The following is a 13204-nucleotide window of genomic DNA, read 5'->3' as shown; positions in this document are numbered from 1 at the left end:
CTCCCTTACCAGCCTAATAGATGGATGATGCCTTCAATCACCTTGGCAGTCCCGAGATCCCATCGGGTGCGGGTTTTATCCGAGACATCGGCCAGCATAAAATTGTTGATATGCTTGTTGTCCAGCACGTTCGTATTTTGCGGATCGAGGGCAGCCCAGACGAGCGGAGCGCTTTGGACTACATCGTATTGAATATGCGATTCTTCGCCGGTCCACACCTTCGGCATGACCGTGCCGTCGGCAAACTGGAGGATCACCGGGATCTGCCCGCCGATGCCGCCGTTGTTTTTAATCAGGACGGACGACTCATACATTGTTTTGCCGTTTTGCGCTATCGGCCGTGTCGAGACGGATGCGATGGCGTAGTCGGCCATTTGGCTGCCTTGTACATAATGGCTGAAATAATTGCCCCAGTTCTGCTTGGTCACCTGTTCGACAACCCGTTCGAAATCGCCGGTAGAAGGATGCTTGAACTTAAATTTTTGAAAATAAGTGCGCATAATTTTTTGCATCGTTTTATCGCCAACCTGCTGTTCGATGCCGCGCAGCACCAGCTTGCCGCGCATGTAGACGTTCTCCGCATATTGATCGCTGCCTTTATAATCCCAGGAAGGCTGCGTAAGCGAAGCCGGAGAAGTCATATAGCTGGCTTCCAGCGGCGTATTCGGGATAACGCCGTATTCGCTCTCCATTACTTTGTCTTCGGCATAGGACGTAAAACCTTCGTCGAGCCACGCTTCTTCAAACTCGTTGGACGCGACCATGCCGTACCAATATTGATGACCGATCTCATGGACGACAGTGCGTTCCAGCTCATAGCCGGGATTTGTTTGATCCGCTGCGAGCCCAGTCACGAGCGTCGGGTACTCCATGCCCCCCGCGCCTCCGGCTCCGGCCGGCGGCACGACAACCGACAGCGTCGTATACGGATATTCCCCGTACCACTGCGCATATTTCGTCAGCGCCGACTTAGCGGCATGCATGTACCGGTCCTGGAGGCCCGCTTGCGACGGGTCCAAATAAAGCTTGATTTTGACGCCGGGAATGTTCGGAGTGGATAAGGAGTCTTCGGCATATACGAAGTCGGGCGAAGCCGACCATCCGAAATCATGAACATCGTCGGCGTAATACTGGTAATACTTCCGTCCGTTAGCTGTCTCGGAAGTTTTGGTCTGGAAGCCGGTTGCCGCTACTTTGTAATTTTCCGGAACGCCGATCCGTACGCTGTAAATGCCGAAATCGCTGTAAAACTCCGAATTGCCGTGGTACTGGTGGACGTTCCAGCCTTCGCTTGTCCGGCCCCGAGTGCCGGCTGTCTCATAAACGGCCACCTTAGGGAACCATTGACCGGCCATGACGAAATCGCCGGAGTAGCCCATCCGCGCGAAAACTTCCGGCAGCTTCACCTCAAAGCTCATTTTGAGCGTGACCGACTTGCCGGGCGCTACAGGATCGGGCAGCTTAAGCTTGGCCAACGTATGATCGTCCTTGTTGCCGTCGTCCGGCTGCACATAATGGAGGCGGGGCAGCAGGCTTTCGCCCTGCTCGGTTGTTAATGTGAGCATCTTCATATAGCCATAGCTGTTTGGTGTGGCGTGATCCTCGCGCAAAATGCCTCCGGTTTCCTTCATAAAGGTGGTGTTGTCCGATTCGAAGGCGTTCGGATACAGGTGAAAATATAGCTCGGACACCGTTTTTTTGCCCGGGTTTGTCCAAGTCACATCCTGCTCCCCGGTAAGCAGCATCGGGTCCTCCTGCAGATTGACATTGATGTGGTATTCCGTCACCCGTTTGCTCAGCGCAACCGGCTGTGGCTGAGAGATCGGCTCTGGAGCAGGGACCGCCGGGGGCTTGGCCGGTTCGGAGGCAGCAGTCTTCGCAGCGGGCGCGGCATCAGGAGAGAAAGCATACGTATACTGGGATTGCCAAGCCTGTTTGAAGCCTTGCTGGAGCGATAGGCCGAGCAGAAAGACCAAAAGCGCTATGAACACGATTCGTTTGACGTAGCGTGGAGTCATTGAACGATTCCCTCCCGTTGACAAGCATCTACAGCATGTATATGTTTGCTTTTCCAAGATTATTAGCTAAAATGGAATTATTGTATGGGGAAGGTGTGAATCCATGGAACAGCAAGGACAAGAACCGGCACAGCCGGAGAAAAAAAGATCATTGTCGCTCAACGTCGTGAGCAACAAACAACATAAAGGCTTCGGGGCCGGCTCGATCGACCTTAGCCAGGTCGCCTGCGTCATGATCGACAACGGCGAAGCTTACATTGATGTAGGCGCTATGCATGCCAAAAGCAAAATCGAACGCGGCATCAAGTTCAGCCCGAACAAAGAGGACACGCCAAACGGCCGCAAATGCTGGATCGTATGGGTGGCGGTCGACCGCAATGAGAACGGCTCGTATTATGCCGGCGCAACCGCGTGCGAAATGCTGATCGATACGGAAGCGCGCCGCGGATGGAAAATTCTTGCGGATCATGTGAACAAGCTGGATTACTCGCTGAAACGCCGTATTCTATTGAACGATCTCGATGCGGGCGAGAAAGCCGCTTTGCGCAAGCTGCTTGTCGAGCATAACCCGGAGTGGTGGGACAACTCTACGGATGAGCTGAAGCAGGCATTGGAGGTTTAAGCTTTAGGCCGAATAGCAGCATCCGCAAATTAGCTTCATATAAAGACGCTTCATGAGCAGTTGAGACCGCTTGTGGGCGTCTTTTTTTGCGTTCGAATAGGGGTTATCCATAAGCGGGAAAATATTTTTTGCGCGAAGGTGCAGGGTAAAGGCGGAAAAGAGACGTCTATTGATGTGGAAGGGAGGGGAGCGAGATTCGAGAGGAACAGCTGGTACGGTCAATATTGGAAGGCGGGCCGGCGGCGTATGAGCCGTTTGTGCTGGAATATGGGCCGTATATTTATCGAACGGTATTTGCAGTGCTGCGCACACCGCAGGATGCCGAAGATGTGACGCAGGAAGTGCTGCTGCAAATTTATCGCTCCCTCCCGGCATACCGCAATGAAGGGCTGAAGACGTGGATGACCCGCATTGCCGTTAACAAAGCGATTGATTACAAACGTTATAAAGCCCGCAGGCCGGATATGGACGCGGGGGATGAGGCTGCCCAGGAGGAATCCGCTGCATACAGGCACGGTTTGCTGCCAACAACGGAAGAGCAGGTGCTGGAGCGGGAGAAGCGGGACCGGATGAGGCTTCGGATTGCAGAGCTGCCGGAAACGTACAAGGAAGTTGTTGTGGCCTATTATATAGAAGATAAATCGTACGAGCAGATCGCGGGCGAAACCGGACTTGAGCGAAAAAGCGTAGAGTCGAGGCTGTACCGCGCACGTAGCTGGATGAAGAAGCATTGGCAGAAGGAGGACTTTGAATGAGCGGAACCGAACGCGATGGTTTATACGAAGCCCATGTGGACCCGGCCAGAATGGCCGATTATGTGGCGGACCGGCTGACGGAAACCGAACGCGATGCCGTTGAGCGCCATTTGGCGGCCTGCGAAGGATGCTTGATGCAGTACGGCGAAGCGGTAGAGGCTGCTGCGCTGGACGCGGCGAGCGGCAGCGCGGCGAGCGCGAACGCGAACGCGGAGCTGCACATCGGGCGCGGCGCGGCAGGAGCGGGCGAAGAGGCGCGCAGCGGCGGAGCGGCGGGCGCGAACGCGGAGCTGCACATCAGGCGCGGCGCGGCTGGCGCGGGCGAAGAGGCGCGCCGCGGCGGCGCTGCGCTGCCGGACATGGCCGCGATGGCGCGCCGCGTGGTGCGGCAGCTGGAGCGCGAAGCCGGGCTTGCGGCGCAGCAACGTGCCGCAGCCGCGGCGAAGCCGGCCGCACCGGCGGCACGCGGCGGCAAGCGCAGCACCGGTGCGGCAAGGCGCAAGCCGCGCCGCCGCTCGGCATGGTGGCAGCTGCCGGCCGTGCAGTATTCGGCGGCTGCCGTTGTGACGCTGCTGCTCGTCGGCGCAGGCCTGATGAGCGGATTTTCCAGCCGGCTCGCCAGCATCGACCGGCAGTCGGCTCAAAAGCTGACGGAGCAAACGCCGATTGCCCCATCCGGCTCATCCTTGTCCTCGCAGCTGATGGATCGCACAGTATCTTGGCTGGACGGCATCGAAGCCGCCCGGTTTAATAAGCGGTAACTAAAGAAAGGAAGGAATACCTATGTATAAAAACCCTCTTGTCGCGTTTTTACTCGCGTTTATTCCGGGGGCCGGCCATGCTTATTTAGGCCGCCCGGTCCGGACATTATTTTACGGCGGCGGATTCTTTTTTCCGCTTGGGCTGCTCGTGCTGCTTGTTTTTTCCGGGCACGGCTTTAATGAGCCGGAAGGATTATTGTTTCTGTTCGCCTGTATGATCTGGGGCATCAATATGCTGGATATGATCATTAGCTTGGTTTCAGGCAACGCCCTTACGAGAAACGATAACCGGCATATGCCGGCTGCAGGGCCGATGGCGGACGACCCGGCAGCAGCGGATCCGTATTATTCGGCTGCCCGGCAGCGGGAGAAATCAAACACTATAATGCTGTCGTTTATCCCGGGGCTTGGCCATATGGCGAACGGTTTGACGCAGCGCGGCATCACCTTTATGATTTCATTTTTTGGCTTGTTTGCGGTCATTGTGTTTTTGGCGGTTGTGATGGACGCCGGCGCATTGCTTGTGTTTCTGCTTGTGCTGCCGATTTTGTGGATTTACAGCATCTTTGATGCCGTACAGCAGCTGGACCGCAAGCAGCGCGGCGAACCGGTGGAGGATCGGGCGATATTCGCCGATTTGGAGGAGCATATTTCATCCGGCCGCAAAAACAGGGTGCTGGCGCTTATGCTGTCCTTTTTTCCCGGCGCCGGCCATCTGTATTTGGGATTGCAAAAACGGGGATTGCAGCTTATGGCAGGGTTTCTCATTGCCGTATATTTAATGGATTCGCTGCGGCTGACATTGTTTCTGTTTATGATTCCGCTAATTATCTGCTTCGCTTTCTTTGACGCTATTCAGCAAATCTCCCGTTATGAGCGGAATGCGCAGGTGGATGAGCCGCTTGTGTCGGCTTTGGTGCCTTACCAGAAATGGCTGGGCATCGGCTTGCTTGGTTTTGGCCTGTACTATTTGCTGGACCGCGTAGCGGCTGAAATTGCAGCCAAATATGATGTCAGCTGGATTCATTATTACTTGGAGATCAAATATATGATCCCGACGGCGGTTGCAGCCTTTTTGATGATTGTGATCGGGCTGCGCCTGCTGCTGGGAGGCAAAACGGACGATGCGGCTTATCGCAGCCAGGAGGAGGAAGAAGCGAATGGATGAGGTGCAGGCGCAGACGGCGCAGATGCAGGCGCGCAGCTGGCGGGTAGGCTCCTTGTCGATGGGGGTGACGCTGCTGTTAATCGGCACCGCCCTTGCTCTGTCGCTCGTGATTGATGCCGAGGCATACGATATGCTGCTGTGGGTAGCGCCTTTGGTATTTATAATGCTGGGCATTGAGCTGCTTGTTTATGTGAAGCTGTCGGGCCGCGCGCAGACGATGATCCGGTTTGACTGGCTTAGCATATTTTTTGTAGCGGTATTAGGAGCGGGCAGCTTATTTGCGGCGGCTTTGTCGTCAACAGGGATACTGGATGAAATCCGCAACGAGGTGATGGCGACAGAACGTTCGGCTATGATTGAATCCAAACCGGTACAGGTACCGGAAGGGGTTACGAAGATTATTGTGCAATCTTTTATTCCTTTACAGGTCGAAACTTCGCAGCTTCGGCAGGTGCAGCTGCTGGGGCAAGTGCAATACCGTTCCGGGAAGCCTTTTGATCCGTCCAGCCAGCCATTATGGCAAGCAAACGTAATTGGCTCGGCTATGTATGTTACGGTCGGAACTATTGCACATGACGGCGGCCGTTTGTCGGACAGCGGGCTGCGCTCCATGCTCAGCTTGATGGTTCCGGAAGGCATGAAAGTCGAACAGCGGTAGAACCAACGCAGAAAAGCCTCGCATCAGCTCATTGCAGCTGGTGTGAGGCTTTTCTGCGTTGGTGCATCGTTCTGCTTGCCTGGAGCCGCATTACGCTCTTCTCCGCTTTAGCCGGATTACTTCCGACTAGTTCGTATCCAAAAAAGGAGCAGCCCCGCGCCATAGCAATGGCGGAGAACTGCTCCTTATGTTACAGCGGCTGATTAGCCCATGTAGTTGTTGTGCATAATCCAGACCGAGCCTACAACGATCGTAATGACGATGATCAGGCCGAGAATAAGCGCCATAACGTTCCAAGCCGGTTTCTTCTCTTCGCGCAAATGCATGAAGAAGAACAGCTGTACGACAAACTGCAGTACCGCCATGATCAGGATGAGCACGAACGTTGCATCGTGGCTCATCAGGTCGTTCATGACGACAACAAGCGGGATAATCGTCAAAACAATCGAAAGCACGAAACCAAAAACGTAGGATTTCAGAGAGCCGTGGCCTTCGTCGTGAGCGTCATGCCCATGGTTCGAGTGCGCGTTATGGTTCGACATCCTACATCACCCCCACAGATAGACGATCGTCAGGACGAAGATCCAGACAACGTCCAAGAAGTGCCAGTACAAGCTTGTAATGGTGACTTTACGTTTCGTTACGTCCGTAATGCCATGGCGGGCCAGCTGGATAATAACGCCGATAATCCAGAACGAACCTACCGTTACGTGAAGACCGTGGGTTCCGACCAGCGTAAAGAACGAAGACAGGAACGCACTTGTCGAGATCGTAGCACCTTCATTCGCCATGTTGACGAACTCGGTAATTTCCAGCGTCAAGAACGAAAGACCAAGCAGAACGGTAATGATCAGCCAGCCGATCAGCCCTTTTTTGTTGCCTTTATGCATTTGCAGCACAGCAAGACCGCTGGTGAAGCTGGAAGTCAGGAGGATAAATGTCTCCCAAATAACGCCCGGCATTTCAAACAGCTCTTTAGGCGTTGGTCCTCCATTAGTATTGTGATGGAGGACGATATATGTTGCGAATACAGTACCGAACAACAGAACGTCGGTAATCAGGAACAGCCAGAAACCAAATACTTTCAAAGACTCTTGATCGTGATGCCCGTGGTCGTCATGACCATGGCCGTGCGAGCCATGAGATACAGCTTGTGACATTCTATTTAGCCCCCTTTAACGCGGCTTCTTCCGAACGCCGTACTTCATCTACAGGGATGTAATAATCCGTGTCGAAGCTGAAGGAACGGGCGAACAAGGTAACAACGATACCGATGAAGCCAGGAATTGCCATCCATAACCAGTCCCATACAAGACCGAAGCCAAAGATGAACCAGAAGATGGACGCGATAAACGGAATTCCGGAGTTTTTCGGCATATGGATAGGCTCGAGCGGTTGCGCAGGTTCTACAGGTACGCCTGCAGCTCTGCGTTCTTTCTCTTCCCACCACTCGTCTTGGCTGCTTACTTGCGGCAAGCGAGCAAAGTTGTACATTGGAGCCGGAGATGGAATCGACCATTCCAGCGAGCGGCCATCCCAAGCATCGCCGGTTTTTTCTTTCTTATGGTTTCTAAGGCTATATACGATTTGCCAAATTTGGAACAGGAAGCCGAGGCCCATAATGAAGGCGCCCACCGTCGAAACGATGTTAAGCGGCAGCCAGCCAAGATCGGTATCGTAGTTGTTGAAACGACGGGTCATACCCATAAGGCCAAGCGCGTATTGCGGCATAAAGCACACATAGAAACCGATATTCCAGAACCAGAAAGCCCATTTGCCGATTTTTTCGTCCAGCTTGAAGCCGAACATTTTTGGCCACCAGTAGTACATGCCGGCGAAGTAGCCGAATACGACGCCGCCGATCAGCACTTGGTGGAAGTGGGCGATCAGGAAGTAACTGTTGTGGAACTGGAAGTCAGCCGGCGCAACGGCAAGCATAACGCCGGTCATGCCGCCGATAACGAAACATGGGATAAACGCAATCGTCCACAGCATCGGCTGCGAGAAGTTAATGCGTCCTTTGTACAGCGTAAAGAGCCAGTTGAACACTTTGACACCGGTCGGGATCGCGATAACCATCGTCGTAATTGCAAAGAACGCGTTGACGTCGGCGCCGGAGCCCATCGTGAAGAAGTGGTGAAGCCATGTAAAGAATGACAAAATACTGATCGACATGAGCGCAAATACCATGGATTTGTAGCCGAACAGCTTTTTCTTCGCAAAGGTTGAAACGATATCCGAGAATATGCCAAACGCCGGCAGGATAACGATGTACACCTCAGGGTGACCCCACATCCAGATCAGGTTGACATACATCATCGGATTGCCGCCGCCGTCAAGCGTAAAGAAATGCGCGCCGAGGAAGCGGTCAAGGAACAGCATAGCCATGGTTACCGTCAAGATCGGGAATGCGAACATGATCGTAAGGCTCGAAGCCAGAACGGACCAAGTAAACATCGGCATTCTCATCAGTTTCATGCCTGGAGCACGCATTTTCAGGATCGTAGCTACGAAGTTGATACCCGAAGCCAAGGAACCGATACCGGAAATCTGAATACCCCAGATGTAGAAGTTTTGGCCGATGCCAGGGCTGCCCGAAAGCTCGGAGAGCGGCGGATAAGCGAGCCAGCCCGCATCCGGCGAACCGCCGATTACGAACGAGATGTTGAAGAGCATCGCACCGATAAAGAACAGCCAGAAGCTAAGGGAGTTCAGGTACGGGTACGCAACGTCGCGTGCGCCGATCTGAAGCGGTACGGCGATGTTAAAGAGACCAAACATAAACGGCATCGCCATAAACAGGATCATAATAACGCCGTGAGTCGTGAAAATCGCGTTATAGTGGCCCGCATGCAGAAATTCCAGATGCGGCAATGCCAGCTGCGTACGGATCAGCAAGGCGTCAACGCCGCCGCGGAACAACATCAGAATAGCTGCCAGGATGTACATAATCCCGATTTTTTTATGGTCAACGGTTGTAATCCATTCCGTCCATAACCATTTCCATTTTTTGAAGTAAGTGACGATGAAAATAGCCGCCAAGCTTACTAACCCAATAGATACTTGAGCCCCGAGAATGAGCGGATCGCCGGTGATGAAAAACGTGCCGAACATAAAGTTCCAAAAATCATTCACAGTTCAGGGCCTCCCTTCCATATTTAATTAATGGTTTGCGTGCTCGGATGAGCCCATGTCCATGTCTTTATCCATTCCGTCCATATCCATGTCGCCCATGTCTTTGTCGGAGCCGGCGGATTCGGAATTGCCATGATGCATCGGCATGTCGCTGCCGTTCATATATTGCATGACGATTTGTTGGAACAGGCCTTTCGGGAACGAGGAGAACGATTGCTCATCCGATGTTCCTTTTTCAGCAAGCTTGTGGTAGCCGTCCATGGTCAGCTCTGGGGAGCTGCTCTTCACTTGTTGTACCCAAGCGTTGTAATCTTCGTTCGAAACGGCATCAGCTTTAAACGTCATTTTGGAGAAATCTTCGCCTGTGAAGTTAGCGCCGGAACCATAATATTCCCCAGCTTCGTCGGCTTGCAGGTAAAGCGTCATCGCCATGCCGGACATCGTATAGATCTGGCCGCCCAATTGCGGAATCCAGAACGAGTTCATCGCCTGGTCTGACGTCAGATGGAACCGAATCGGTACGCCTTCAGGGAATTTCAAGTAGTTCACTGTCGCAATGCCTTCATCCGGATACGTAAAAAGCCATTTCCAATCCAGCGAAGTGACTTCGATCGTTACAGGCTCATGTTCGGAAGCGATCGCTTTGGAAGGCTCCAAATCATACGTGTATTTGATCGTGAAAGCTGCCAGGATGATGATAATAACCGTCGGAACGCCCCACACGAGTGTTTCCAGCTTCGTGCTGTGCTCCCATTTCGGTTTGTACGCTACCTTTTTATTATTCTCCCGATAACGCCAAACAATGACGGCGGTCATAATTAATACCGGGACCAGAATAACAGCGCAAAGTATAGCGGAGATGTAAATCAAGTCTCTTTGTGACTCCCCAATTGGACCTTTTGGATCAAGAACAAGGTACTGCCCGCTGCAGCCCGAAAGCATAACAGCCATAACCATAATGAGCAGTGGTGTCAACACACGTAAATACCGTCTCACAATTTCCTCAACTCCTTGTTGAACTCTTAACACTACGATAGCAGAATCTTAACCGTAAAACTGCCTGATTAACAATTACGTCAACAATTGTTCCTAATTCCGTAAAAGAAAGTTCACCGGTTAGACAACTGTAAAATTTAGCATAGAAAATATAAGGAAGTTTACCCTATTTAAAGAAAAAAACACCGTCCATTTTTAAAAAAATGGCGGTGTTTGTCGTAATATTCAGGCAATAACCGTGCAAATTGCTTTTCCTGGTTTCATGTCATTATAAGGATGTTTTGCCATAACCAGATTCTTTTGATTGCATGTTGGAGGGCTGACATGAAATCGTCTTGACTTTGGAAAAAATAGACTTGACAAAACAGGAAATATTGGCTTATTCCTCTGTGCCGTCGTCTTCTTTCTTTTTATTAGTTGCGTAAGCGTCAACCATATTAACACCCATGCCCAGCGTATAAATAAATACGCTTGCTATTAGAAACCCGATCCCGATCATCAGCCCGACATTGCGATCGTTAAAGTCATGTAGGTTGAATAAGCAGAGTACGATGCCGACGCTTAGAACCGTCCACGCGGCAATCGTTGTCATTGTGACAAGCCGTTTGACATTAGGCTTTGCGGATTGCTTGCTGCTTATGGATACAGTTTTGTCAGCCATTTGGAACACTCCTAACAAATGTTTGTAAGTGCTTTCTTATCCATATCATATCACAATATGGCTCGTTTGTTCAAAGAATTTTCATATTTTGCTCAAAAAAAAGACAAAATTGGGTGTTGGCATTGACAGAAGTGTCTTCATTGCCTAGCGGCTCCACCAATTTTTGAGCTGGTTCCACCAGGTACGCTTCTGGCTTTCACGGGCTTCGTCCGTGCCGGAATCCCCGGTTCCGCTGCTGCTTGCGCTGCCGCATACTTCCGTCGGCTCGGTTCCTTGCACAAAAGCTTCCAGCCGCCGGTTCGGGCAGTCCTCTGCCGCCAGCTTGCCGCTTGCCGGATCGACATAGGTATAAATGACGCCTTCCGGCATCGGGAACATTTTGGGCGGCACATTCGCCAGCGCCTGTTCCGTAAACCGGGCAAAAATCGGTGCGGCGCGATGCGCTTCGGCGACGCTTAGCTTGCGGTTCTTATCGTAGCCGACCCATACAGCTGTCGCCAGCTCCGGCGTATAGCCTACGAGCCATGCATCGGTGGCGGTTGTGCCCGTCTTGCCGGCTACCGGGCGGTGAATCAGCCCCGCTACACGCGAGCCGGTGCCGCCTTCCTCGAACACGCTCTGCATTAGATTGGTCAGCACATAGGCATGTGCCGCATCAACGGCCTGCACCGGGTCCTGGTGTTTCGCTTCATATAATATATGCCCGTCCCGGTCCTCGATGCGAAGAATCGCCGCCGGCTCGTAACGCTGGCCGCCGTTGGCGAATACGGCAAACGCCGAAGCCATCTCGAACGGGCTGACCGGAAACGTGCCTAGCGCCAGGGACGGCACAGCCTGCATCGGGCTTGTCATTCCCAGCTTGCGTGCAGTTTCGATCACTTTGTCCGCGCCGACATTCATCAACGTGCTGACGGCGTAAATATTGTCCGAGCTGCTGATCGCTTCCCGCATATCAATGAGATCATTGGCGTATTTATCGTTGTAATTCGATGGCTCATACGTTGACCGCCCTTCATCGTACGTGAAGGTGGTCGGTTCGCTTTTAATGCGCGTGAGCGGCGTGATGCCCTGCTGCTGAAGGGCGGTCAAATAAAGCACAGGCTTAAAGGAGGAGCCGGGCTGGCGCGTACTGGCGAGCGCCCGGTTGTATTGGTTGGCCGTATAATTGCGGCCGCCGACCATCGCTTTAATGTAGCCGTTGCGCGGATCAATGGCAACGAGCGCCGCCTGCTGCTCCGAATTGCCGGGAATGCCGTTTAACACGGCCTCTTCAGCCGCCTTCTGGATATCGTAATCCAGCGTTGTATAAATGCGCAGCCCGCCTTCATTCAATAAATTCTCATCTATCCCCAGCTTCTCGACAGCATAATTCCGCACATAGTCGCGAAAATAAGGAGCAAAGCCGTCCTGGCTGTCCTGATGCAGCGGCTTGAAGCGGAGCAGCTCCGCATACGCCGCGTCCGCCTGCGCTTTTGTTATATCGCCTTGCTCGGCCATCGCGTTCAGTATCGTACGCTGGCGGTCCTTGGCGTTTTTCATATCGAAATAAGGCGAATAATATTTCGGGCCTTTCGGGATGCCGGCCAGCATGGCGCTTTCCGCCAGCGTCAGCTCGGAGGCATGCTTGCCGAAATACATATCCGAGGCGGCTTCAATGCCGTAAGAGCCGTGGCCGTAATAAATTTGGTTTAAATACATACCCATAATTTCATCTTTGGAATAGTTCATTTCAAGCTGAACGGTGTACATCGCTTCCTTCAGCTTGCGCTGCCATGTTTTCTCATGCGACAAATACAAATTGCGGGCGAGCTGCTGGGTCAGCGTGCTGGCTCCTTGCGTGGCGGCGCCGCTTTTCAGATCGACCAGAATGGCGCGGGCCAGCCCTTTCATATCGAAGCCGTTATGGTCGTAGAACCGTTTGTCCTCGATAGCGAGCGTCGCCTGAACGACATACGGCGAGACGGCGGACAGCTCCACGGAGCGGCGGTTTTCGGCGGAATGGAAGGAGTCGATCACTTGCCCTTGCAGATCGAGCATCTGCGATGTCTGGCTGATGGAAGCGGCAGGCAGCGACTGCAGCTTCAGAAAGAGCAGCAGTCCGGCAAAAGCGGCCATAACCGCAACCAGCAGAACGGAAGCGCGAATCGACCATTTTTTAAGCCGGTACAGCTGCGGCAGCAGATGCTCGGCCATGAGGGGGAATCGATAAGCGCGGCGCAATTTGGGCCATTTCGGCTTTTTGTTCATATCGGCAGCGGCTCCCTTCGCTTAATAAACCTTCGTTGTTAGTAGTATGGAAAAAGGTGGTTGAGTTTATTCGGCGAAGTTGTTCCGTGCGGCAGCTGCATATGCTTTATTTGCGCCGGATTTTAGCCCGCGCTTGGCTTTTTAACTTTCGTTTGACTATAATACAGGTTGAACGATTGACCG

Annotated in this window: 12 protein-coding genes; 5 read left to right on the top strand and 7 right to left on the bottom strand. The window is 52.9% G+C overall.

The genetic code is table 11. The features are described 5' to 3' along the window. Positions 1-5: 5 nt before the first annotated feature. Positions 6-2018 (bottom strand): M1 family metallopeptidase, encoded by a 2013-nt coding sequence (locus tag ET464_RS14205; protein ID WP_129441955.1) that lies wholly within the window; start codon positions 2016-2018, stop codon positions 6-8. A 103-nt stretch (positions 2019-2121) separates the two neighbouring features. Here ET464_RS14205 and ET464_RS14200 point away from each other — a divergent pair, with 103 nt between their 5' ends. The 5 genes from ET464_RS14200 (at position 2122) to ET464_RS14180 (ending at position 5982) form a co-directional block, all read left to right on the top strand. Further along, on the top strand, positions 2122-2640 hold the full coding sequence (locus tag ET464_RS14200) for a YwhD family protein (protein ID WP_129441953.1): 519 nt from the start codon (positions 2122-2124) through the stop codon (positions 2638-2640). Positions 2641-2864: 224 nt separating this feature from the next. Continuing rightward, positions 2865-3395 (top strand): RNA polymerase sigma factor, encoded by a 531-nt coding sequence (locus ET464_RS14195; protein WP_244226543.1) that lies wholly within the window; start codon positions 2865-2867, stop codon positions 3393-3395. Continuing rightward, the gene (locus ET464_RS14190) at positions 3392-4156 is read left to right on the top strand and encodes a zf-HC2 domain-containing protein (protein ID WP_129441949.1); all 765 of its coding nucleotides are present in this window, start codon (positions 3392-3394) and stop codon (positions 4154-4156) included. The genes ET464_RS14195 and ET464_RS14190 overlap by 4 nt, the downstream gene beginning before the upstream one ends. Before the next feature lie 22 nt (positions 4157-4178). Beyond that, positions 4179-5324 carry a hypothetical protein gene (locus ET464_RS14185; protein WP_129441947.1) on the top strand — a complete coding sequence of 382 codons (1146 nt, stop codon included), beginning with the start codon at positions 4179-4181 and terminating at the stop codon, positions 5322-5324. Then, positions 5317-5982, top strand: coding sequence for a hypothetical protein (locus ET464_RS14180; protein ID WP_129441945.1), 666 nt, complete (start codon positions 5317-5319; stop codon positions 5980-5982). Before ET464_RS14185 ends, ET464_RS14180 begins: the two co-directional genes overlap by 8 nt. A 203-nt stretch (positions 5983-6185) precedes the next feature. Here ET464_RS14180 and cyoD read toward each other — a convergent pair whose 3' ends face one another. The 6 genes from cyoD to ET464_RS14150 all read right to left on the bottom strand — a co-directional run bounded on the left by cyoD (position 6186) and on the right by ET464_RS14150 (position 13021). Continuing rightward, complete coding sequence (gene cyoD / locus ET464_RS14175) at positions 6186-6524, bottom strand: cytochrome o ubiquinol oxidase subunit IV (RefSeq protein WP_129441943.1); 339 nt, start codon at positions 6522-6524, stop codon at positions 6186-6188. 6 nt (positions 6525-6530) lie between these two features. Further along, complete coding sequence (gene cyoC / locus ET464_RS14170; RefSeq protein ID WP_129441941.1) at positions 6531-7142, bottom strand: cytochrome o ubiquinol oxidase subunit III; 612 nt, start codon at positions 7140-7142, stop codon at positions 6531-6533. Between the two features lies 1 nt (position 7143). After that, positions 7144-9096, bottom strand: a complete 1953-nt coding sequence (locus ET464_RS14165) for a cbb3-type cytochrome c oxidase subunit I (RefSeq protein ID WP_129444416.1) — start codon at positions 9094-9096, stop codon at positions 7144-7146. Between the two features lie 48 nt (positions 9097-9144). Next, positions 9145-10113: a ubiquinol oxidase subunit II gene (gene cyoA / locus ET464_RS14160; protein ID WP_425271731.1), complete on the bottom strand. Its 969-nt coding sequence runs from the start codon at positions 10111-10113 to the stop codon at positions 9145-9147. A gap of 379 nt (positions 10114-10492) precedes the next feature. Then, a complete protein-coding gene (locus ET464_RS14155) occupies positions 10493-10774 on the bottom strand; it encodes a hypothetical protein (RefSeq protein WP_129441939.1) in 282 nt (93 codons plus the stop codon). A 144-nt stretch (positions 10775-10918) separates the two neighbouring features. Continuing rightward, complete coding sequence (locus ET464_RS14150; RefSeq protein ID WP_129441937.1) at positions 10919-13021, bottom strand: transglycosylase domain-containing protein; 2103 nt, start codon at positions 13019-13021, stop codon at positions 10919-10921. Between the last annotated feature and the right edge of the window lie 183 nt (positions 13022-13204).

This window comes from Paenibacillus protaetiae (assembly GCF_004135365.1).
Taxonomy (GTDB): Bacteria; Bacillota; Bacilli; order Paenibacillales; family Paenibacillaceae; genus Paenibacillus_AP; species Paenibacillus_AP protaetiae.
Note: the sequence above shows the minus strand (reverse complement) of the source record. Positions and strands in the feature narration are given on the sequence as shown.

Bases quoted from the DNA above. Each gene is read 5' to 3' on its own strand.
- ET464_RS14165 (WP_129444416.1), bottom strand. From the start codon at position 9,096: ATGTTCGGCACGTTTTTCATCACCGGCGATCCGCTCATTCTCGGGGCT.
- ET464_RS14200 (WP_129441953.1), top strand. From the start codon at position 2,122: ATGGAACAGCAAGGACAAGAACCGGCACAGCCGGAGAAAAAAAGATCA.
- ET464_RS14190 (WP_129441949.1), top strand. From the start codon at position 3,392: ATGAGCGGAACCGAACGCGATGGTTTATACGAAGCCCATGTGGACCCG.
- ET464_RS14180 (WP_129441945.1), top strand. From the start codon at position 5,317: ATGGATGAGGTGCAGGCGCAGACGGCGCAGATGCAGGCGCGCAGCTGG.
- cyoD (WP_129441943.1), bottom strand. From the start codon at position 6,524: ATGTCGAACCATAACGCGCACTCGAACCATGGGCATGACGCTCACGAC.
- ET464_RS14185 (WP_129441947.1), top strand. From the start codon at position 4,179: ATGTATAAAAACCCTCTTGTCGCGTTTTTACTCGCGTTTATTCCGGGG.
- ET464_RS14155 (WP_129441939.1), bottom strand. From the start codon at position 10,774: ATGGCTGACAAAACTGTATCCATAAGCAGCAAGCAATCCGCAAAGCCT.
- ET464_RS14205 (WP_129441955.1), bottom strand. From the start codon at position 2,018: ATGACTCCACGCTACGTCAAACGAATCGTGTTCATAGCGCTTTTGGTC.
- cyoC (WP_129441941.1), bottom strand. From the start codon at position 7,142: ATGTCACAAGCTGTATCTCATGGCTCGCACGGCCATGGTCATGACGAC.
- ET464_RS14150 (WP_129441937.1), bottom strand. From the start codon at position 13,021: ATGAACAAAAAGCCGAAATGGCCCAAATTGCGCCGCGCTTATCGATTC.